Origin of the sequence: Myxococcus stipitatus DSM 14675, assembly GCF_000331735.1 — a bacterium.
Taxonomy (GTDB): domain Bacteria; phylum Myxococcota; class Myxococcia; order Myxococcales; family Myxococcaceae; genus Myxococcus; species Myxococcus stipitatus.
In genome coordinates this window covers 6733363-6752428 of sequence record NC_020126.1, presented here as the reverse complement: position 1 = coordinate 6752428, position 19066 = coordinate 6733363, and the positions used below count along the sequence as shown (strand labels likewise).

Annotated in this window: 21 protein-coding genes and 1 tRNA gene; 13 read left to right on the top strand and 9 right to left on the bottom strand. The window is 66.2% G+C overall.

What is annotated here, in order from left to right; translation table 11 throughout:
• Positions 1–543 precede the first annotated feature (543 nt).
• Positions 544–798, top strand: coding sequence for a hypothetical protein (locus MYSTI_RS26130; protein ID WP_044281396.1), 255 nt, complete (start codon positions 544–546; stop codon positions 796–798).
• A 390-nt stretch (positions 799–1188) separates the two neighbouring features.
• Here the strand turns inward: MYSTI_RS26130 and MYSTI_RS26125 are convergent, their stop codons facing one another.
• Complete coding sequence (locus MYSTI_RS26125; RefSeq protein ID WP_201768930.1) at positions 1189–1353, bottom strand: hypothetical protein; 165 nt, start codon at positions 1351–1353, stop codon at positions 1189–1191.
• Positions 1354–1663: 310 nt separating this feature from the next.
• Here MYSTI_RS26125 and MYSTI_RS26120 point away from each other — a divergent pair, with 310 nt between their 5' ends.
• From MYSTI_RS26120 to MYSTI_RS45750, 3 genes are all read left to right on the top strand, one after another.
• Positions 1664–2467 carry a hypothetical protein gene (locus MYSTI_RS26120; protein WP_144370149.1) on the top strand — a complete coding sequence of 268 codons (804 nt, stop codon included), beginning with the start codon at positions 1664–1666 and terminating at the stop codon, positions 2465–2467.
• Between the two features lie 115 nt (positions 2468–2582).
• On the top strand, positions 2583–2894 hold the full coding sequence (locus MYSTI_RS45755) for a transposase (protein ID WP_015350805.1): 312 nt from the start codon (positions 2583–2585) through the stop codon (positions 2892–2894).
• Between the two features lie 119 nt (positions 2895–3013).
• The gene (locus MYSTI_RS45750; RefSeq protein ID WP_420811507.1) at positions 3014–3352 is read left to right on the top strand and encodes a helix-turn-helix domain-containing protein; all 339 of its coding nucleotides are present in this window, start codon (positions 3014–3016) and stop codon (positions 3350–3352) included.
• Between the two features lie 18 nt (positions 3353–3370).
• Here MYSTI_RS45750 and MYSTI_RS26110 read toward each other — a convergent pair whose 3' ends face one another.
• Positions 3371–3613 (bottom strand): hypothetical protein, encoded by a 243-nt coding sequence (locus tag MYSTI_RS26110; protein WP_015350804.1) that lies wholly within the window; start codon positions 3611–3613, stop codon positions 3371–3373.
• A gap of 271 nt (positions 3614–3884) precedes the next feature.
• Here MYSTI_RS26110 and MYSTI_RS40970 point away from each other — a divergent pair, with 271 nt between their 5' ends.
• A complete protein-coding gene (locus MYSTI_RS40970) occupies positions 3885–4211 on the top strand; it encodes a hypothetical protein (protein WP_144370148.1) in 327 nt (108 codons plus the stop codon).
• 200 nt (positions 4212–4411) lie between these two features.
• Here the strand turns inward: MYSTI_RS40970 and MYSTI_RS26100 are convergent.
• Positions 4412–4485 (bottom strand) — tRNA-Arg (locus MYSTI_RS26100).
• Between the two features lie 458 nt (positions 4486–4943).
• Between MYSTI_RS26100 and MYSTI_RS26095 the strand changes: the two genes are divergently transcribed.
• The 8 genes from MYSTI_RS26095 to MYSTI_RS26060 all read left to right on the top strand — a co-directional run bounded on the left by MYSTI_RS26095 (position 4944) and on the right by MYSTI_RS26060 (position 13470).
• A complete protein-coding gene (locus MYSTI_RS26095; protein WP_015350802.1) occupies positions 4944–5228 on the top strand; it encodes a hypothetical protein in 285 nt (94 codons plus the stop codon).
• Between the two features lie 156 nt (positions 5229–5384).
• Positions 5385–5663 (top strand): hypothetical protein, encoded by a 279-nt coding sequence (locus tag MYSTI_RS26090; RefSeq protein WP_015350801.1) that lies wholly within the window; start codon positions 5385–5387, stop codon positions 5661–5663.
• A 328-nt stretch (positions 5664–5991) separates the two neighbouring features.
• Positions 5992–6525: an RNA polymerase sigma factor gene (locus MYSTI_RS26085; protein ID WP_015350800.1), complete on the top strand. Its 534-nt coding sequence runs from the start codon at positions 5992–5994 to the stop codon at positions 6523–6525.
• Complete coding sequence (locus MYSTI_RS26080) at positions 6512–7081, top strand: hypothetical protein (RefSeq protein ID WP_015350799.1); 570 nt, start codon at positions 6512–6514, stop codon at positions 7079–7081. The genes MYSTI_RS26085 and MYSTI_RS26080 overlap by 14 nt, the downstream gene beginning before the upstream one ends.
• A gap of 14 nt (positions 7082–7095) precedes the next feature.
• A complete protein-coding gene (locus tag MYSTI_RS26075) occupies positions 7096–7569 on the top strand; it encodes a hypothetical protein (RefSeq protein WP_015350798.1) in 474 nt (157 codons plus the stop codon).
• A 228-nt stretch (positions 7570–7797) separates the two neighbouring features.
• Positions 7798–9213 carry a TolC family protein gene (locus tag MYSTI_RS26070; protein WP_015350797.1) on the top strand — a complete coding sequence of 472 codons (1416 nt, stop codon included), beginning with the start codon at positions 7798–7800 and terminating at the stop codon, positions 9211–9213.
• Entirely contained in the window at positions 9210–12353 is a 3144-nt protein-coding gene (locus tag MYSTI_RS26065) for an efflux RND transporter permease subunit (protein ID WP_015350796.1), read from the top strand. The genes MYSTI_RS26070 and MYSTI_RS26065 overlap by 4 nt, the downstream gene beginning before the upstream one ends.
• Positions 12334–13470, top strand: a complete 1137-nt coding sequence (locus MYSTI_RS26060; protein ID WP_015350795.1) for an efflux RND transporter periplasmic adaptor subunit — start codon at positions 12334–12336, stop codon at positions 13468–13470. The genes MYSTI_RS26065 and MYSTI_RS26060 overlap by 20 nt, the downstream gene beginning before the upstream one ends.
• 18 nt (positions 13471–13488) lie before the next feature.
• Here the strand turns inward: MYSTI_RS26060 and MYSTI_RS26055 are convergent, their stop codons facing one another.
• The 6 genes from MYSTI_RS26055 to pstB form a co-directional block, all read right to left on the bottom strand.
• Positions 13489–14769: a hemolysin family protein gene (locus tag MYSTI_RS26055; protein WP_044900630.1), complete on the bottom strand. Its 1281-nt coding sequence runs from the start codon at positions 14767–14769 to the stop codon at positions 13489–13491.
• A 78-nt stretch (positions 14770–14847) separates the two neighbouring features.
• Entirely contained in the window at positions 14848–15273 is a 426-nt protein-coding gene (locus MYSTI_RS26050; protein ID WP_015350793.1) for a response regulator, read from the bottom strand.
• Between the two features lie 48 nt (positions 15274–15321).
• Positions 15322–16173: a metallophosphoesterase family protein gene (locus MYSTI_RS26045; RefSeq protein ID WP_015350792.1), complete on the bottom strand. Its 852-nt coding sequence runs from the start codon at positions 16171–16173 to the stop codon at positions 15322–15324.
• 63 nt (positions 16174–16236) lie between these two features.
• Positions 16237–17445 (bottom strand): ceramide glucosyltransferase, encoded by a 1209-nt coding sequence (locus MYSTI_RS26040; protein ID WP_015350791.1) that lies wholly within the window; start codon positions 17443–17445, stop codon positions 16237–16239.
• Between the two features lie 139 nt (positions 17446–17584).
• Positions 17585–18271, bottom strand: coding sequence for a phosphate signaling complex protein PhoU (gene phoU, locus MYSTI_RS26035; protein ID WP_015350790.1), 687 nt, complete (start codon positions 18269–18271; stop codon positions 17585–17587).
• Positions 18272–18294: 23 nt separating this feature from the next.
• Complete coding sequence (gene pstB, locus MYSTI_RS26030) at positions 18295–19038, bottom strand: phosphate ABC transporter ATP-binding protein PstB (protein ID WP_223165959.1); 744 nt, start codon at positions 19036–19038, stop codon at positions 18295–18297.
• Positions 19039–19066 lie beyond the last annotated feature (28 nt).

Sequence of the window (19066 nt, the reverse complement as noted above, 5' to 3'; positions counted from 1 at the left end):
GTTGGGCGACTGCATCGACGCGGTGGAGCCGGAGCGGGACAACGGGGATGCAGGCATTCTGGACCTCGGGGGCGAGCCCCTGGACTCTACAGCACCAGCGGGCGTGCCAGGTCTCGACCCAGAGGCGCACGAGTCCTGGCCCACCGACTGCCCCAACCTGACGCGCGCGCGTGAGGCAGAGGAAGATGACGGGCTTGGAGAAGGGCTGCACTGAGGCGGCTACACAGCCTTGTCCTGCCACAACTCCCCAGCAAGGACAGCACACCTCAGAGGCGCTTCATCACCAGGGGCTCGACGCGAGCGAACTTCCATCGCATCCATGGGGTGTAGAGAGACTCGTTGAGCAGCTTCATCTCAGCACTCACCAAGGCCACGTCCATCAGCAGTCCTCGGCTGGGTTCTGCTCACGTCGTCGAAGCACTTGCTGCAGGAGCACTCCGCCTTGTTTTGGATGCGACGCACGATATGCGGCTAAGCGGACGCGGAAAGGTCGAGCAGACGCGGTGGCAGGCGCGGGAAAAGGGTGCGAACTAGATTCGAGGCATGACAACGAAAAAGACAACCGAAGACGTGTTCATGCTTTCCTGGTGGACCGAGAACAGCACTGGTACTAGGTGGCAGGTGGTTGGCCGCCGCTCCTCCCATTTCGGGGTTCCGGGGAAGGGCATGGTCAAATGGCCGGAAATGACCGAGCGCTTCACCGTCGATCTTGTGGATAGCCTCGGCACACCCCGGGCCGAGAAGGTGCGTGATTTGGTGGCCAACTTCACACCGGAGAAGGACGACCCCGAGCGCTGACCTTGTTCGGTGCTGGGCCGCGCTACCCGTCGAGCGGCACCGCGGCCTCATTCCCAGCCAGTACTTTCCGTGCTACCCTTCGCCACCGCACTACCACTGCAGCGCGGAGGGGAACCATGAAGCTGCTCCTGACTGGCAGTCTGTTGGCTCTGGGTTTGGCGCTGGGGTGTGGACCTGCTGACGACGCCGAGTACGCGGCAGACGCGCAGCTTGCTGACGTTGAGCAGGGGTATCACGCGCCCGCCATTTGCGGAAAGACTGTCACCTGCGGACCGGGGCTGAAGTGCTGCGGTCCTCTGGCAGGGTCCTTCTGCGCGGTGCAGTGTGATGATGGGAGTGTGGAGTAGCCCTTGTCGGGCGGTCCGCTCCAGGACTCAGGAGCGGTCCGCGCTACGTTGCGAGCGGCAACACCCAGTAGCCCACGAAGTCGCTCCGGTACTGGGGGCTGGGCCTGTATTTCACCCGCGCCCCGGACTTGCGCGCCAACTCGGTGGAGAGCGTCTTGCTGCTGCCACCGGAGGCCCCCACCACGCGACCGTCACCAACGCATGTCATGACGTGGGTGATGCCCCCAGCAGGGGGCTCTCGGCCTACTCATGGGGCACACCTACCCCATCAACCGTCGGCTTTTCGCCACCTGTCGACCGCGCTAAAGGAGGTGCCAACCGACTTTCCAGGGGGCATCATGGTACGTGAGCAGCCGCAGAGAACCGGTGAGGCACCGGAGGCACCGACAACCCCAGGAGCAATTCGCCCCACCACGCAGAGCGGCGTGCCCAAGAATCCATACTCCTGGAGGCACCCTGTGCTCAGGGCTCGATGGGAGCAGCAGCGGGCACTCTACCGAATTCTTGACGTGCGCCGCGTGGACCTCAATGAGTTCGAGCGAGAGATGCTCATCCCGCAGATGCGCGACCGCGCCGCGTATATGCGAGAGACGTTCATCCGCATCCGCGACATTGCTGCCGACCCAGAGACGGCTTACCGAATCGCACCGGAGTTTCGCAAGATTGCCCCGGATGACGCACCTGGCGCGGAAGGCGACTCGACGAAGTCGTACCTGACGAAAATTAGGCGGCAGATAGATGAGGCTTTTGTCACGCCCTTGACCAAGCTGCTGGACGATCATCAGAACGTCTCTAGTCTGCGGGAGATGTATCGTTTCTTCAATGAGATCAGATACCTCTCGGATGTCGTAATGAATTCTGAAAACATCTTGTTTCGCTACAAATCCAAGATGACGTTCAGCGCAGTGGACAAGGTGAGTGGCAAGCGCATCTCTCAAGATCAGGAATGGGCCATCATCCTCACTCCGTTTGAACTCGCACTTGGGGAACTGAAGCGCATCGCTGAGACCACCGTCGAGTCCATCGAACATTGGACAAAGAAGGAGGACGAGGCGAAGAAACCGTTCCTGGACTACGTCGCTGCAGTCAACAATGCAGCGACGAGCCGCCGCACCATTTACCTCCAGATGTCCGCCATGGTGCTCGCCCTCTCTTTCTCGGCCTTCTTCCTTACGGCCCGGGACCCACTCGGCCTGAAGCGAGAGAACATCCATCTCAAGGCCGAGATCGAAGATGCGAAGGGCGAATCAGCACGGCTCGCCGCAGAGGTTCAGAAGCTTCAAGAAGAGTTGCGCGCCCGCCATGCGCAGCCTGTCCCCTGACGTCTCGCGATGAGGGCGCCGCTGCGACGCCCCTCACACACGAGACCGACCAGTCCGTAACTGGTGTTGCGTCGGTTTCGTTGAGTCCGTTCAACTGTGGACGAAGGACTCAACGATGCCGAAACCGAAGCCCTCATACCTGCCGGAGTTCCGAGCCAGGGTTGTCGAGCTGGTGAAGGCAGGGAGAACGGCGAGAAGCCTGGCCGAGGAGTTCCAGGTGACCGACACCACGGTGCGCAACTGGGTGCGCCAGGGAGAGATAGACGAGGGCGTCAGCCAGGGGGGGACGACGGACGAGAAGCAGGAGTTGGCGCAGCTTCGGAGAGAAGTGAAGGTGCTGAAGGAGGAGCGCGACATCCTCTCAGAAGCCGCGGCCTGGTTCGCTCAGGAAGGCGTCGGGACGCCCAAGACGCGTTCCGATTCGTGAGCGAGAACTAGGCCGAGCATGCGGTGGCGACCATGTGTCGGGTGTTGGGTGTGACCGAGGTGGGCTACTTCGCATAGAAGGGGCGGCCTGCCTCAAAAAGGGCCCTGGCGGACGCGCGATTGACCGAGAGTATTCGAGGCATCCATCGGATGTCGGACGGGACGTACGGCGCGCCCCGTGTGCGAGCGGAGTTGGCTGCGGAGCACCGGGTGCGAGTGGGAATGAAGAGAGTGGTTCGCATGGTGCGAGCTGCCAGCCTGGCGGGAGTCAGTCGGCGAAGGTACTGCGTGACGACCACGAGAGACGATGGGTCGCGCGCTCGGATGGACGCTTGGCGGGGCCTCAGGTCGGGATGTAATGTAGGTGGTGTCGCCCCCTCCGCACGAGTCAGGCTCGCTCGCCTTGAATCCTTGCTCCACCAGGTGCCTGTGCCCGGAGCACGAACGCCGAGGCGGTAGGAGTCCCTAGCGAGCCACTCAGGGGGACGAGTCCCGTGCCGAAGAGGAAATCGTCTCGCCCACCTTGGTGAGGGTGGAGTCCTGGGCATGCTGGAGGCTGTTCTTGAAGTTGAGCAGCGCTACCTTCTCGGAGACAGCCGCTCCAAGCTCGGCATATCGCTCGATGTTGGCCAGGGCTTCGGTGGCCATCGTCTGGAGCGAGGGGCCCTTGTCCATGGGCCTCGTGTTGTAGGCCCCGCCCGGCTTGCTGCCCGTTGGCATTGTCGCCTTCCCGCCCGTTGGTGGGGAGTTCACCACCGTCTCGCGACCTGCGGCCTTCGCCACGAACTCGCTCGCCGGAGGCTTCGGGACAGGGGTTGGGGACGGGCTCAGGACTCTACTGCACGTGGATGGGCCGTCGTCGTTGGGGCAGGGGTGCACGACAGACTCTGCGGTCTCGCGGCCCAGGGGTTTCCGTCAGCCATTGCCCGCGGCCAGAGAGGCACTCGACGGTCAGCAGGGCTATGGTCCCAACCTTCCTGCGGAGGTGCCCTTGAAGAAGGTCATGATTGTCCTCGCGGCACTGCTCTCCGTCGCTGGCCTTGTGATGGCAGTCGCCGCCATGCGCCAGGTGATGGAGGATTGGGAGAACGACGACCAGGGACTTCAGCCGGGCGGACTCCTCGGGTTCGCAATCCCCTCGAAGCCGCTCCCAGGCCAGGACACGCCCCCATGCACCTCTCCAGCGCTCGCGGTGAATGGCGGGTGCTGGGTGAAGGTGGAGCTGTGGCTCAGGGAGTGCGGCTCCGTCGGCTACGTCCACGATGACGGGTGCTATGTCCCCGCGAAGACGTCGCAGGCGCGTGTTCCGTCGGAGTAACCCTCCGTCACAACAACCAGGTCGTCGGGCGAGGGGGACCGCATCGAGGCCAGGAGCTGCTCGCCCGGTCTCGGTCCAGGTGAGGGGACTGGTGCGAGGGAGGACGCTCCTCGAACGCTCGGTGTGGGCAGGGGCTTCCGGGGCGAGGGTTGGTGCCCGGGATTGTTGAATTTCTCCAACAATCCCGGGCACTTCCACTGCGCGGGATACAGGATTCGAACCTGTGGCCTTTGGCTCCGGAGGCCAACGCTCTATCCAGCTGAGCTAATCCCGCAAGACTGCTCCGGCGAGGCGACAAGTAGCTGAACTCTCCGGCCGACGCAAGTCCACATTCCAGCGAGATGCCCACGAGAGGTCGAATGGGCGCCCGCGCCCGGTCCCAGGCCTGGCTCGGCGGGGCCACCCCCCCGTGGCTCAGCTCCTGGACGCGAAGGTGTCGCCGCTGGCGGACTCGGCAAAAGGGGAGCCCCGATCCCGGGCCGCAGGACTCCTGAGGCCGTGATTCAGTGACCGCGCCTCGTGTGCCCCGGTCTCATCATGGGCCGCCAGTTGCGCAATTCACTGCACACGTGTGTTGGTTCATTCACGCAATGACTGTCGCGTGGAGTGGAGAAGGGCGGTGGGGGTGGAAGTGAATGGGTGATGGCAGGGATTCGAGCGCACGACGTATAGGAAATGCCCGCTGTCTGGGGTGGAGCACTCAATGAACAACTCATGGAGTGAATCGTGCAAATGCGTCGAATGCTGATGGGTGTTTTCGCCGCGCTGGGCCTGGTGGCGTGTGGTCCCGCCGAGGACGTTTCGGAGAATGGCAGCCAGGATTTGGGAACCGAGGAAGCCCGTATCTGTGGCATGGGCTACTTCTACTGCCCCACGGACATGCGTGAGTTCTGGTACGAGTCGCTCGCGTGTCCTCGGCCTGTCTACAGAACTCCAGCCAAGGTTCTTCAGCAGTGCGAGGCGTACTGCGATGTCGAATGCGGCGACGGTGGCTGGCAAACGCCCGAAGACCCCTGAGTCCTCCGGGTGCTGTTTGGACCCAGGGACCTGATTGAAGGTTTCTCCTTGGATTGAAAGGTGAGCGCGAACAGCCAGAACTTCGGGGGCTCTTCGTATTGGAGATGCCCACGGTCGTGGGCTGCTCACTCAATGGACAACTCGAGGAATCAATCAATGCGAATCAATGGAGTGCTTGCGGGCGTCGTGGCGGCGCTGGGCCTGGTGGCGTGTGGTCCGGCGTCGGTGGGGGAGGAGAACGGCGAGGAGACCCTGGGGTCCTCGGAGGCGCGCATCTGCGGTCCGGGTTACTTCTACTGCCCCACGGACCTGGCTGAGTTCTGGTACGAGTCGCTGATGTGTCCTCCTCCTGTCGTCCGGCCGGCCACGGCCCAGGCGAACTGCGAGGCGTACTGCGATGTCACCTGCGTCGACGCGGGTTGGCAGCCGCTGTGACGTGAGTCTCCATCACGTTGTTTGATCCAGGCCCCCCCTGGTTCATCGGGTGGGACCCGCCGCGGTTGCGCGGTGGGTCCCACTTTTTGTCGTGCGTGCGCTCCACCCCCCAGCCGCACGGCATGCCGCCGGGCCGAAAAGAAATCCTGTCACGCCCCGGGCCCCTGGTGCCTAAGAGGGGAAAGAGCGGCACGAGGCCGCCTTCCAGAGGATTTCTTGATGCACCCCCCACGAACGAGGACGCACCCCAAGGGAGTGCCTGGCTGACCCGAGCCCGAGAGGGCATGGGGTCGTCCGTTGGGACGCCCCCGGGTTGGACGCGCTCGCGATGAACGTGCGACTGGACTCGGAGCTCGATGCGCTCATGGCGCGGCTCGCCGACGGCGACCGCGGTGCGTTCACCCGCGTCTTCGAGCTGCTCTGGGAGCCCATCCAGACGCTGTGCCGGAACCTCCTCAAGAACGAAGCCGACGCCGCCGACGCGGGGCAGGACGCCATGCACAAGATTCTCGAACGGGCCTCCGACTTCGACAGGACGCGTCCGGCGATGCCTTGGGCCCTCGCCATCGCGGGGTGGGAGTGCCGGACGCTGGCTCGCCGCCGTGAGCGAAGGCGCGAAGAGGACGCGGAGGCCATCCCCTCCCAGGCGGGTCCTCACGCTGAAGAGGCCTTCCTCCAGCGCGACCTGACCGCCGCCGCGATGGCCGCCCTCGGTGTGCTGTCGGATGTGGACCGCGAGGTGCTCGTCGCCACGTTCTGGGACGAGGCCGCCTCGGTCTCGGGCCCCACGCTCCGCAAGCGCCGTGAGCGTGCGCTCGACAGGCTTCGCAAGACCTTCAGGAGTCTCTATGGGCTCGACTGACCTCCTCTTGATTCAACGTCGGGTTCGCCGGACCTACGAGCTGGCCCGACTGAGGCGAGCCTTGATGGGGATTCTCCCCGTGGTCCTCGTCACCGGCGTGGCTGCCTTTGTCGCGACCCGGCCCACGGCGCCCCTCGTGTTTGGCCTGGTGACCGCCTTCGCGGGTGCGATGATGCTCTGGCACGGCAAGGACCCTCAGAAGGCCTTCCTCCCAGGTGTCATCGCGGGCCTCGTTCCGCTCGGGCTCGCGCTGGGGGCTGGCGCCCTGCACACCTGCGGCGCGGGCAGTTGCTCCTACGTGTGTGTTCCCGCCTGTGTGCTGGGCGGCGTGGTGGCGGGCTTCGCCGTGGCGGGTGTCAGCCTCCAGCGTCGAGCGGGCGTGTGGTTCTGGGTCTCCGCCTCGGGATTGGCATTGCTCACCGGTGCCATGGGCTGCGGCTGCATGGGTTCAGCAGGTGTCATTGGGATGGGCCTGGGCTTTGGCGCGGGGATTGTTCCTGGCCTTCTGCGCCGTGTCTTCGGTAAGGAAACCCGTCAGCAAGGCGACCTTCAGTGAAAAGGGAGAGGATGATGAAAGCGACGAGTTGGGCAGTGGTGGGAGTGATGATGTTCGCGGGCGCCTGCGCCAAGCGTGACGAGGCTGTTCAGCTGGCTCCGGCGAAGGTCGAAAGTCCCCAGGCCGCCGCACCCGCGATGCACATGAAACCCGCGTCGTCGGCTCCCACCGCGGCCATGGGGCAGCCGGGCTCCCTCACGCGTCTCGCCGACCCGAGCCTCGTCTGCATGGTGAACAACCAGATGATGGGCAAGCCCCAGATTCCCATCGAGGTCGCCGGGCAGACCTACTACGGCTGCTGTGACATGTGTAAGGACCGGCTCGCGAAGGACGCGACGGCGCGGACCGCGACGGACCCGGTGAGCCAGAAGCCCGTGGACAAGGCGAAGGCCGTCATTGGCATCACCCACGACGGCAACGCCATCTACTTCGAGAACGAGGAGACCTTCTCCACCTACTCGAAGCAGCTCGCCAGCGCCACGAAGTAGCCCGACGCTCCAAGCACAGCGCTGTTCCCCAGGTGGCTCATCCGCGTGATGGGCCACCTTTTTGTTTCACGCGGCCCGCGCCCGTCGGCACACGAGAAATGTCTCCAGGTGTCACGCCCGGCCCACGGCGCGCCTAGATGAATACCGAGTCATCTGATTTCAAGCACACGCATCCGCGAACGAGCGGATGCGCACGCCGTCGTGTGTCTCATCAAGGAGCCGTTGTGTATGGGGTTCGCATTGCTCTCGCGAGGCGCTGGCGCCGCGCTTTTCATCCTCCTCCAGCCCGCCGTGGCCTGGTCTCGAATGCTCACCTTGCGTGAGTCCTTGGACACGGCGCTCCAGAACCACGGCGCCATTCGCGCGAAGGAGTCCCGGCGAGACGCGGCTCGAGACGACCTCTCCCATACGAAACAAGCCTATCTGCCGGAGGTCGTGCTGTCCGCGCAGCAGGTCTACGGCACCGTGAATGCCATGCATGGGCCACTGTATTCACCGGGCGGACCCTCCAATGCCTCGACCAGCGCGCCTCCTCTGCCAGCGCAGAACTGGAATGCCTCCTTCGGTGCCCTGTACTCGGTGCTGGTCCACTGGAATGTCTCGACGTTCGGACGGCTGGACCGACAGATTGAGCTGTCGTCGAGAACGGAAGACCTGCGGCGCCGGGAACTCGAGCTCGAGAAGTTCAAGCACGGCGTCCGGGTCACCCACGCATACCTCAACCTCTCGACGGCTCAGCGTCTCCACCACATCCAGAAGGAGAATGTCTCGCGCCTCCAGGTCGTGCTCGAGACAGTCGAGAGCCACACCGGAAGTGGGCTCTCTCCTGGCGTCGATGCCTCCTTCGCGCGCGCGGAGCTCGCGAATGCCAGGGCCCTGTGGCTCAAGGCCCAGGACGCGGAGCTCCTGGCTTCGAAAGAGCTCGCGGTGCTGATGGGGGTTCCCTTCCGTGAGTTCCAACTGGAGCCCACCTTCCACCAAGCCACCCCCGAGGCAACCGACCCCGCGGCCGTCACCCCGAGCCACCCGATCCTCGCGGTGCACGAGGGGCAGGTCCTCCAAGGAGCGCAGGAGGCCAAGGTCGCCTCCGCCGAGGGCCGGCCCACACTCTCCGCCTTCGGCCTCTTGCAGGGGCGTGGCTCGGGTTTCCGCAATGACTACGGACAGAACCCAGCGGCATTCTCGCGCTCGTACGTCGACGGCGTCGGCATCGACCGAGGCAACTACGTGGCGGGGCTGGGCCTGAGCTGGAACCTCTCCGCCCTGGTCCGCAGCTTCTCCAGTGAAGCCGCTCGAGAGGGGCGCACTCGCGCGCTCCAGCAGGAGCAGGAGCTGGCGACGCAAGAGCTGGTGGCTCAGGCGCGCTTCGCCGAGCACAAGTTCCACCTCGCAACCGAGGTCTCCCGTGAGTCTCGGGTGCAGAAGTCCGCCGCGGTGGAGGGCTTCCAGCAGGGCACGGCCCGGTATGACAGCGGGCTGGGGACCATTGTCGAGCTCACCCAAGCGACCTTCGCGGTGACTCGGGCGGAGGTCGACCTGGAGCTGGCTCAGAACGGCATCTGGCAAGCCCTGCTGCTCAAGTCGGCCGCGGCGGGTGACCTCAATCCCTTTCTTCAGCAGGTCCGTGGAGCCCAGAACCCATGAGCATCCTGAAGGTATCCCTGCGCCGGCCCGTCACGGTGCTGGTGCTGGTCGTCGCCATGCTCTTCTTCGGCGTGCGCGCGGCCCAGGACATCAAGGTCGACGTCCTGCCGGAGATGAACCTCCCCGTCGTCTACATCGCCCATACCTTCAACGGGTACACGCCCGCGCAGATGGAGGGCTATTTCACCAAGATGTACGTGAACATGATGTTGTTCACCAACGGCATCAAGGGCATCGAGACGAAGAACTCCCAGGGCCTGACCCTGATGAAGATTGCCTTCTACGAAGGCACCGACATGGGACAGGCGGTGGCGGAGATCAACGCCCTGTCGAACCGCTCGCAGGTGTTCCTTCCTCCCGGCGCCCCTCCGCCCTTCATCATCCGCTTCGATGCCTCGTCGCAGCCGGTGGGCCAGTTGGTGTTCCGCAGCGAGACGAAGACGAACAACCAGCTCCAGGACATCGCCAACTTCACCGCGCGCCCGTTCCTCATCTCCATTCCCGGCCTCACCACTGCGCCCCCGTTCGGCGGCAGCCCGCGCACGATTGAAATCAACATCGAGCCCGAGAAGCTCCGCGTCCACAACCTCACGCCCGAGCAAGTCGTCGAGGCCATCGCCCGGCAGAACGTGACGGCTCCGTCAGGGAACGTCCACATCGGGGACACGACGTACCTCACACCCACCAACAGCACGATTCGCGCTGTCGAGGACTTTGGAAACATCCCCCTCTTCAAGGGCTCGGTGGCGAATCTCTACGTCCGAGACATCGCCACGGTGAAGGACGGGGCGGATGTCGCCACCGGCTATGCCCTGGTGAACGGCAAGCGCTCCGTCTACCTCAACGTCGCCAAGTCGGGGAATGCCTCGACGGTGCACGTGGTGCAGAAGCTCAAGGAGTCCATCCCTCGCATCCAGTCGAACCTGCCCGACGACGTCCACATCTCCTACGAGTTCGACCAGTCCGTCTACGTGGTGGGGGCGCTGAAAGGGTTGATGGCGGAGGGCATCCTCGGCGCGGTGCTGACGGGGTTGATGGTCCTCCTGTTCCTGAGAGACGGGCGCTCCGCGCTCATCGTCATCGTCACCATCCCCATCGCCATCATCTCGGGCGTGCTGTTCCTCAAGCTGTTCGGACAGTCCATCAACACCATGACCCTGGCGGGCCTGGCGCTCGCGGTGGGTGTGCTGGTGGACGAGAGCACGGTGACCATCGAGAACATCCACCAGCACCTCCATCGCGGGAAGACAGTGACGGTGGCCGTGTGGGACGCGTGCCGCGAGATTGCGTTCTCGAAGCTGCTCATCCTCCTGTGCATCCTCTCCGTCTTCGCGCCCGCGCTCACCATGGGCGGCATCCCCGGCGCGCTGTTCCGCCCGCTCGCCCTGGCCATCGGCTGCTCGATGGTCATCTCCTTCCTGCTCTCCCAGTCGCTCGTGCCGGTGCTCGCGAGCTGGATGCTCAAGAAACAAGGGGCCCATCCGAGCGGGGAGGGCGCGATTCCGCCCGTGGGACGCGTGCGCCGCGTCGTCGAGCGGCTGATGCCTGGGCGGCGGTGGCTTGTTTCAGTGGGAATCGGCGCCCTGAGCCTCCTGGCGGTGGTGTCGCTCCAGCGCATCGGCAAGGACGTGTTGCCTCGCGTGGACTCCCGCCAGCTCCAGCTCAGGCTTCGCGCGGCGGAAGGCTCACGTATTGAGAAAACAGAGCAGGTGGTTCATCAGGCGATGGGAGTCATCGAGGAAGTGGTGGGTGCCGACCAGGTCCGAATCTCCTCTGCGTACGTGGGACAACACCCCTCGTCATTCGCCATCAGCCCCATCTACCTCTACAACGCGGGGCCTCATGAAGCGTTGTTACAAGTCGCCTTCGAGGGAGAAGTCGGCGATACAGACACGCTGAAGGACCGGCTCCGTCATCGGATGAGAGAAGTGATGCCGGAGGTCCAGGTCGCGTTCGAGCCCGTGGAGATCACCGAGAGAATCCTGGGGCAAGGCTCGCTGTATCCCATTGAGGTCCGGTTCTCCGGGATGAAGAAGAAGGTGAATGAAAAATACGCGGGGATGTTGCTCGAGCGGCTGCGAGGCATTGACTCCCTCCGCGACCAACAGGTGCAGCAGTCACTGCGTTACCCCGCGCTGAACGTGGAGGTGGACCGCGTCCGCGCCGCGCAGCTCGGGGTCGACATGCAGGACATCACCCGCTCGCTGACCGCGTCCACGTCGTCCTCGCGATACACGTCCAAGAACATGTGGGTCGAAGGGATGATGGGCATCGCCTACGACGTGCAGGTCCAGACACCCGCGAGCGCGCTGAGCAGCGAACAGGACCTGGCCCAGGTGCCGCTCCTGAAGAACGCGAACCGTCCCGTGCTGGGGGACGTCGCGACCATCACCCCGGGCCTCGCCCACGGTGAGACCCACAACCTGGGGACCCTGGCCTTCGCCTCGGTCACCGCGAATGTCCACGGCACGGACCTGGCTCGGGCCCGGCGCGAGGTGCAGGCGGCCATCAAGTCCCTCGGTGAGCTGCCCAAGGGTGTGAATGTGCAGCTCGCGGGGCTCTCCGTGGTGCTCGACGACACCTTGGACAGCCTGGCGAACGGACTGGGGGTCGCCATCGTGGCGGTCTTCCTGCTCCTGGCGGCCAGCTTCCAGTCGTTCCGGCTGGCCATCGTCGTCCTCACGGCCGTGCCCGCCGTCGTGCTGGGGGCGCTCGGTGCGCTGCTGCTCACCGGCTCCACGCTCAACCTCCAGTCCTACATGGGCATCATCATGGCCGTCGGTGTCTCCATCTCGAATGGCGTGCTGATGGTCGCCAGCGCCGAGCAACGCCGCAGGGCGGGAGTCGGAGCCCTTCAGGCCGCGCTCGAGGGTGTGTCGCTGCGCGTGCGCCCCATCTTGATGACGACGCTGGCGATGCTCGCCGGAATGCTGCCCATGGCCGTGGGGCACGGCGAGGGCGGTGACCAGATGGCCCCGCTGGCGCGGGCGGTGCTCGGGGGCTTGAGCGCCTCGACGCTGGTCGTCTTGTTCGTCCTGCCGCTCGCGTTCGCCTGGGCGCAGGACTCCGTCCCCACGACTTCCAAGTCTCTTGATCCTTCCGATGTGGAGAGTGAACACCATGCGATGGGAGCTGTCTGAAATGCGCGCGCGAGCCAGGCGCTGGTCTGTCCTGTTGGCCGCCGGTGGGCTGGTGAGCGTGAGCGCCTGCCGGACCGCTGATGCGCCCGCGAAGACCTCCTCCGAGACCGCGAGGCCCGTCGCGCGGACCGCCACGGAGACCTTCCGTGTCGAGTCCTCCCGCCTCGAGTCCCACTTGCGGCTGCCCGCCGAGTTGATGGCGGACCAGACGGTGGACGTCTACGCGAAGGTGAACAGCTACGTGAAACACCTGCGCGTCGACATCGGCGCCGTCGTTCGAAAGGGCGACGTGCTGGTGACGCTCGAGGCCCCTGAAATCGAGGCGCAGCTCGCCTCGGCGAAGGCGCGTCTGGCCGCGATGGAGGCGCTGCACGTCGCGTCGAAGGCGACCTACGAGCGGACGCTGAAGACCAGCCAGACCGAGGGTGCCGTGGCCCGGGACGCCATCGACCAGGCGCGCGCCAAGGAGCAGGCGGATGCCGCGCAGGTGGTCGCCGCCAGGGCCACCCATGACGAGCTCGCGGCGATGAAGGGCTACCTGGTGATGAAGGCGCCCTTCGATGGCGTGGTGACCGAGCGCAACGTGGAGCTGGGGGCCTATGTGGGGCCCTCCGGCCGGGGCTCGAACAAGCCGATGGTGGTCGTGAAGGCCCTCCAGAAGATGCGGCTCACCCTGTCGATTCCCGAGTCCTACAGCCCCTACGTCCGGCTGGGCGGCGCGGTGACGTTCTCCGTGCGCTCATTGCCCGGCCGCGTCTTCTCCGCGACCTTCAGTCGAAGGGCAGGGGCGCTGGATGCGGCGCTGCGCTCGGAGCGGGTGGAGGCGGATGTCGACAACGCGGACGGCGCGCTGCTTCCCATGATGGTCGCCGAGGCGCGACTGACGCTCTCCTCGCCGGGGCCCACCGTTGTGTTGCCTCGCACGGCCGTGGTGGAGAGCGGAATGGGGACCTATGTCCTGCGCATCCAGGACGGCGCCGCCAGGCGCATCCCCGTGACGCGCGGCCTGCGTGTGGGCGAGAAGATTGAGGTCTTCGGCGCGCTGGAGGCGGGGGACGAGCTTGTGTTGAGGGCGACGGAGGAGATGAAGGAGGGGATGCGCGTCGCGGAGGGCTGAGCCTCCGGGACGTGTCGGCTACTCGCCCTCCGGCTTGGGCGGCGGCAGGTGGATGCGCACCGTGCGCACGCGCCGGGGAGTGGCCTCCAGCACCTCGAGCTCCAGTCCATTCTTGGTCTGGAGCTTCGTCCCAGGCTCCGGAATCGCTCCGCCCGCCAGCGCGATGCTCAGCCCCGCCACCGTCGAGTAGTCCTGGTTCTCATCCAGGTCCAACCCCAGCTCGCGGTTGATATCCCGGATGGCCGCGCTGCCCTGCACCACCGCCGCCACCGGGCTCTCCCTCACCACGAGTTCCTCGGGCGTCTCCGACTCGCTGAGGATGTCGCCCACCATCTCCTCGACCAGGTCCTCGATGGTCAGCAGGCCCACGACGCCGCCGCGCTCGTCCACGACGACCGCCAGCTGCATGCGCCGCCGCTGGAGCTCCTTCAGCGCATCCATGGCCCGCATCGTCTCGACGAGGAAGAAGGCGGGCCTCATCACGTCCTCCAGGACGATGAGGTGCCCCTCCCACGCCACGCCGAGCAAATCCTTGGCGATGACGTAGCCGACGATGTTGTCCATCGTCCCCTCGAACACCGGCATCCGCGAGTGCCCGTGCTCCAGCAGCGTCTGGCGAATCTCCTCCGCGCTCGCGTGCCGGCGCAGCGCGATGATCTGCTCGCGCGTCACCATCAGCTCGCCCACCGTGAGCTCGCCCATCTCGAAGGCCCGCGCGGCAATCTCTCCCGCCCGAGGGTCCAGCGAGCCCTGCTTCGCGGCCTCCTCCACCAGCGCTTGCAGCTCCTCCGCCGACAGCCGGCTCTCGCTGAAGTTCGTCTTGTCGCCGAACAGCCGCAGCACCACGTTGGAGCTCGCCGTGAGGAACCACACCACCGGCCGCATCAGCCACGACAGCCCTCGCAGCGGGGGACCGATGAGCAGCGCGTAGCGCTCCCCCGCCCGCAGCGCGAGCGACTTGGGGACCAGCTCCCCCAACACCAGCGACAGGTAGGACACGATGACGACGACGCCGGCCAGGGCCACCTCGTCCGCCGTCTCCGCGGGCAGGCCCAGGTTTGCCAGCAGCGGCGCCAGCCGGTTGGCGATGCTCGCGCCACCGAAGGCCGCGGCCGTGGCGCCGATGACGGTGATGCCAATCTGCACCGTCGCGAGGAATCGCTCCGGGTCCGCGCGCAGGGCCTCCACGGCCTTCGCGGAGCTGCTTCCCTGTTCCACCAGCTCCTTCAGCCGGGTGCGGCGCAAGGAGATGACCGCGAGCTCCGCCCCGGCGAACACACCGTTGGCCAGGACGAGCAACAAGATGATGAGCAGCTCCGAGACGATGACGGCCCTCCCTTCAGGAGCCCTCTACCGTACCCTTTGAGCTCCAGCGGCTCACTCACCAAGTGATTGCAAGAGGAGAGACAGTTGGTCCCGACTGGCCCCCTTGGGGAGGTAGTAGTGGGGGCCGGACATCAGGGCATGGCCCACGTCCTGGGCCGCCGCCGAGGTGAGGAACACCACCCGGGGCTGTTCCCCGCGCGGAAGGTGCTCCACGACCTCCAGGCCGCTCATGCCCGGCATGTTGAGGTCCAGCAGCATGACCTCGAAGCGCTCCCCGCGCCGCAGGCTGTCCAGGGCCTCCTGCCCGTCGGCCGCCTCGATGGCTTCATACCCCAGGTCCTCCAGGCAGAGCCGAAGGAATTCCCGCCAGTCCGCGTCGTCATCGACGACCAGGACTCTTTTCGCGCTTTCGTCCGCGTCCAGTCGCGCCAAGCATCCTCCCGACACGGGGAGAACCTCCCTGCACCCCCCTGGCATTCACGCTCCAGGAGGGCAGGCTCATGCTCGCGCAGCGAGGAGGCGGCCTCAGAACAGCGCCAGGCCCAGCTGTGTCACCAGATACTGGAGCGCGGGCCGCACGTTGTGACTGGCCGTGCGAGGGCGCACCGGCTGGGCCGAGTGGTACCACTCGGGCTCGCCCACCAGCCGGCCTTCCGAGTGCCGGAACAGTCGGAAGCGTCCCAGGTCCGTGGAGCTGCCCGCGTTGCACACCCGCAGGGCGCGGCCCCGCACCGGGTCCAGGACGGACTCTCCCGGACGGTGGCGGTGGCCATGCAGCACCAGGTCACACCGGCCCTGGATGCGCTTCACCAGCTCCGCGCCCAGCGACAGCTCCGACGCGTGAGGCCAGCCCAGCTTCGAGGCCAGCCGCTCCGGGAGGCTCTCCTCGGGCAGCGGCAGCACGTGGTGGTGCACCAGCACGGCCACCAGCGCGTCGCGCGGCGCGGCGTTCAGCGCGCACTCCACCTTCTCCACCGTGTCGCGGGAGAGGGTGCCGTGGCTCGCGAAGTAGTTGCGGTTGTGCTCGCCCGTGGAGTCCACGCAGACGAAGTAGACTCCGGGGCAGCGCACGGTGCGCACCTTGAGGCCATCCATCCACCCGCGCCCCACGTCGTTGCCGGGGCGGTCATGGTTGCCGGGGATGAAGGTGAGGCGGCCCACGTCGAGCAGCGGCGAGAAGATGTCCAGGAATCGACGGTACTCCTCGCGCAAGCCCTGGTGCGTCAGGTCCCCCGTCACCACCACATGGTCGGCGCCGCATTCAGTCAGGGCCGTCATCAACGCGCGCGCGGCGGTGTCGCTCGTGACGCTCAGGTCCAGGTGCAGGTCCGACAGATGCGCCAACGTCCGGATGGGCATAACAGGGAAGGTAGGCATTGCTCGCGGCGCCTTCACGTCCCCCCGGTGAAAGCGTTGCAAGCGAGATGAAACAGTTGTGCATCAGCCAGCGACCCACTCGTCCCGAGGTGTCAGTGCCGCGTTGGCGGTGGACAGGGCCACGCGCGGGGGGAGGAGACGCGTCCCCGGACCGACCCGCAGCCGCGTGCCTCGCCAGTCCACCGTGCGGAAGAAGACGCCGTGCCACCAGGCGACGAACAGCAGCACGTCCTTGGCCAGCACCGCGGGAGCGCAGCGCCAGGACACCGGCTGCGGGCGCAGCGCGCGGAACGCCGCCAGGTCCACCACCACCTTGCCCAGCACCACGGCCAGCGCCACCGCCACCGCTTCGTGTGTGGGGCTCAACAGCGCGCCCAGCACGGCGAGCGGCGAGGGGTTGAGCAGCGCCTGCGCCACGTAGGTGGGCGGCGTCACCGCCGTCCGGTGGATGACACTCCAGCGCAGGTAGCGCTGGAAGAAGGCGCGCACGCTCTTCTCCAGGGACACGTTGAAGACGGGCGTACACGCGACGTGGACGCGGCGGCCCAGCTTGCGCGTCACCCACTGGCCGATGACGTAGTCCTCCGCCAGCACGTCGCGCACCGAGTAGAAGCCGCCCAGCGCCTCCACGTCCGCGCGGCGCAGCGCCATGGACTTGCCCACGACGATGTCCTGGTCCGCGAAGCGCTTGGCGCCAATCATCCCCGCCGCCGCGCTGGACGTCAGGTAGAGGTTGTCCAGCAGCGAGCCGAAGGTGCGCTCCCCCATGCCGGCGACGGGGTGGGTGACGCAGCCCACCGCGGGGTCCGCGAAGCCCGCGGCAATCTCCTCCAGGTAGCCGGGCGCCACCCGCGTGTTGCTGTCGCTGATGACCAGCAGGTCGAAGCGGGCGCGGTCCGCCAGGGTGATGAGCTGGTTCACCTTGGGGTTGAGGCCCGGAGCGCCTTCCTGCAGCTCCAGCCGCATGATGCCGGGCCAGCGGCGCACGGCTTCCTGCGCCACCGGGTAGGCCGCGTCGCGCGTGTCCTTGACGCCCAGCACCACCTCGTATTCGCCCGGGTACTCCAGGCGGGCGAAGTGCTTGAGGTTCGCCTCCAGGTCATCATCCGCGCCGCACAGGGGCTTGAGGATGGAGATGCCCGGCCAGGCCATCGCGGCGGGGAGGGTGCGAGGCTGCTCACGCCGGTGGCGGAGCACGAGCACGTATTGGATGAGGAGTGCGGTGAGGCCGAAGCAGGCAGCGAAGAGGAGGAGGGCGGAAGCAAGCGACATGCGCGGGCGGTCCCCAGGGCTGTCGCGCGGTCATCGCGCGACCTGGGTGCCACGCTAGGGGGCTCGCGCGTCAGCGATGCGGAGCCCCCGGGTCGCCTGGGCCAATTCCGGGTGACGGCGCCGTGAAGCGCCGCCGTCCTCAGTCGCCCAGGTTGCGGCTGCGGGGATGGCGGATGTCCTTGCCCCGCACCATGTAGACGACCATCTCCGCCACGTTCATCGCGTGGTCGCCGATGCGCTCCAGGTGCTTGGCGATGAACATCAGCGCCGTGGCCCGGCGGATGTTCTTGGAGTCCTCCATCATGTACGCGAGCAGCTCGTTGAAGATCTTGAGGAAGAGCGCATCCAGCAGGTCATCCCCCTGGAGCACCTCCTCCGCCTTCGTCGCGTCGCCGGAGACGAAGGCATCCAGCGAGCGCTTCACCTGCTGCTGCGCCAATTCCGCCAGCCGAGGCGTGTCCACGTACGGCGCCAGCGGAGGGACCTGGTTCAGGTCCATGGAGCGCTCGGCGATGTTGACGGCCAGGTCGCCGATGCGCTCCAGGTCCGTGACGATCTTCAGCGCCGTGGTGATGAGGCGCAAGTCACTGGCGGCCGGCTGGCGCAGCGCGAGGATGCGGCGGCACAGCTCGTCGACTTCAATCTCCAGGCGGTTGACGTCCTTGTCCGCGTGGACGACCTTCTCCGCCAGCGCGCTGTCGCGCTCCGTCAGGGCCAGCATGCTCTGAGCGATGAGGCCCTCCACCTTCGCCCCCATCGCGAGCAACTTCTCACGCAGGTCCCTCAGGTCCTGCTCGAAGGCCTTGTCCGTGTGCGTCAAGGGCATCGCCGCCCATCCCTTCTCTTCGCTCACCCGAACTTCCCGGTGACGTAATCCTCGGTGCGCTTCTCGCGAGGGTTGGTGAAAATCTGCTCGGTGGGCCCGCATTCCACCAGCTCGCCCATGTAGAAGAAAGCGGTCCTGTCGCTCACCCGCGCGGCCTGCTGCATGTTGTGGGTGACGATGGCGATGGTGTACGTCGCCTTGAGCTCGTGGATGAGCTCTTCGATCTTCGCCGTGGCGATGGGGTCCAGCGCGCTGGCGGGCTCGTCCATCAGCAGCACCTGCGGCTCCACGGCCATGGCGCGGGCGATACACAGGCGCTGCTGCTGGCCACCGGAGAGGCCCAGGGCGCTCTCGTGGAGGCGGTCCTTCACCTCATCCCAGAGGGCCGCGCCGCGCAGGGACTTCTCCACGCGCTGGGACAGCTGCTGCTTGTCCTTCATGCCGCCCACGCGCAGGCCGTAGGCGACGTTCTCGAAGATGCTCTTGGGGAACGGATTGGACTTCTGGAAGACCATGCCCACGCGGCGGCGCAGGTCCACCACGTCCACGCTGCGGTCGTGGATGTCCGTGTCGTCCAGCAGGATGGTGCCGGTGTGGTTGGCGCCCGGAATCAGGTCATTCATCCGGTTGAGCGAGCGCAGGAAGGTGGACTTGCCGCAGCCGGACGGACCGATGAGGGCGGTGACGCGCCGGTCCAGGATGGCCAGGGAGACCTTCTTGATGGCGTCCTTGGTGCCATAGCGGAGGGTCAGCTCTCTCGCCTCCATCTTGGGGCGGGGGGCATTCGGAGAAAGG

What these genes read in the sequence shown, in the direction of transcription:
- MYSTI_RS26080 (WP_015350799.1), top strand. Translation starts at nt 6,512, where the DNA reads ATGGGCTCGACTGACCTCCTCTTGATTCAACGTCGGGTTCGCCGGACC.
- MYSTI_RS26050 (WP_015350793.1), bottom strand. Translation starts at nt 15,273, where the DNA reads ATGCCAGGGGGGTGCAGGGAGGTTCTCCCCGTGTCGGGAGGATGCTTG.
- MYSTI_RS26040 (WP_015350791.1), bottom strand. Translation starts at nt 17,445, where the DNA reads ATGTCGCTTGCTTCCGCCCTCCTCCTCTTCGCTGCCTGCTTCGGCCTC.
- MYSTI_RS45755 (WP_015350805.1), top strand. Translation starts at nt 2,583, where the DNA reads ATGCCGAAACCGAAGCCCTCATACCTGCCGGAGTTCCGAGCCAGGGTT.
- MYSTI_RS26125 (WP_201768930.1), bottom strand. Translation starts at nt 1,353, where the DNA reads ATGACATGCGTTGGTGACGGTCGCGTGGTGGGGGCCTCCGGTGGCAGC.
- MYSTI_RS26130 (WP_044281396.1), top strand. Translation starts at nt 544, where the DNA reads ATGACAACGAAAAAGACAACCGAAGACGTGTTCATGCTTTCCTGGTGG.
- MYSTI_RS26110 (WP_015350804.1), bottom strand. Translation starts at nt 3,613, where the DNA reads ATGCCAACGGGCAGCAAGCCGGGCGGGGCCTACAACACGAGGCCCATG.
- MYSTI_RS26085 (WP_015350800.1), top strand. Translation starts at nt 5,992, where the DNA reads ATGAACGTGCGACTGGACTCGGAGCTCGATGCGCTCATGGCGCGGCTC.
- pstB (WP_223165959.1), bottom strand. Translation starts at nt 19,038, where the DNA reads ATGGAGGCGAGAGAGCTGACCCTCCGCTATGGCACCAAGGACGCCATC.
- MYSTI_RS26065 (WP_015350796.1), top strand. Translation starts at nt 9,210, where the DNA reads ATGAGCATCCTGAAGGTATCCCTGCGCCGGCCCGTCACGGTGCTGGTG.
- MYSTI_RS26075 (WP_015350798.1), top strand. Translation starts at nt 7,096, where the DNA reads ATGAAAGCGACGAGTTGGGCAGTGGTGGGAGTGATGATGTTCGCGGGC.
- phoU (WP_015350790.1), bottom strand. Translation starts at nt 18,271, where the DNA reads ATGCCCTTGACGCACACGGACAAGGCCTTCGAGCAGGACCTGAGGGAC.
- MYSTI_RS26060 (WP_015350795.1), top strand. Translation starts at nt 12,334, where the DNA reads ATGCGATGGGAGCTGTCTGAAATGCGCGCGCGAGCCAGGCGCTGGTCT.
- MYSTI_RS26045 (WP_015350792.1), bottom strand. Translation starts at nt 16,173, where the DNA reads ATGCCTACCTTCCCTGTTATGCCCATCCGGACGTTGGCGCATCTGTCG.
- MYSTI_RS26095 (WP_015350802.1), top strand. Translation starts at nt 4,944, where the DNA reads ATGCGTCGAATGCTGATGGGTGTTTTCGCCGCGCTGGGCCTGGTGGCG.
- MYSTI_RS26070 (WP_015350797.1), top strand. Translation starts at nt 7,798, where the DNA reads ATGGGGTTCGCATTGCTCTCGCGAGGCGCTGGCGCCGCGCTTTTCATC.
- MYSTI_RS26090 (WP_015350801.1), top strand. Translation starts at nt 5,385, where the DNA reads ATGCGAATCAATGGAGTGCTTGCGGGCGTCGTGGCGGCGCTGGGCCTG.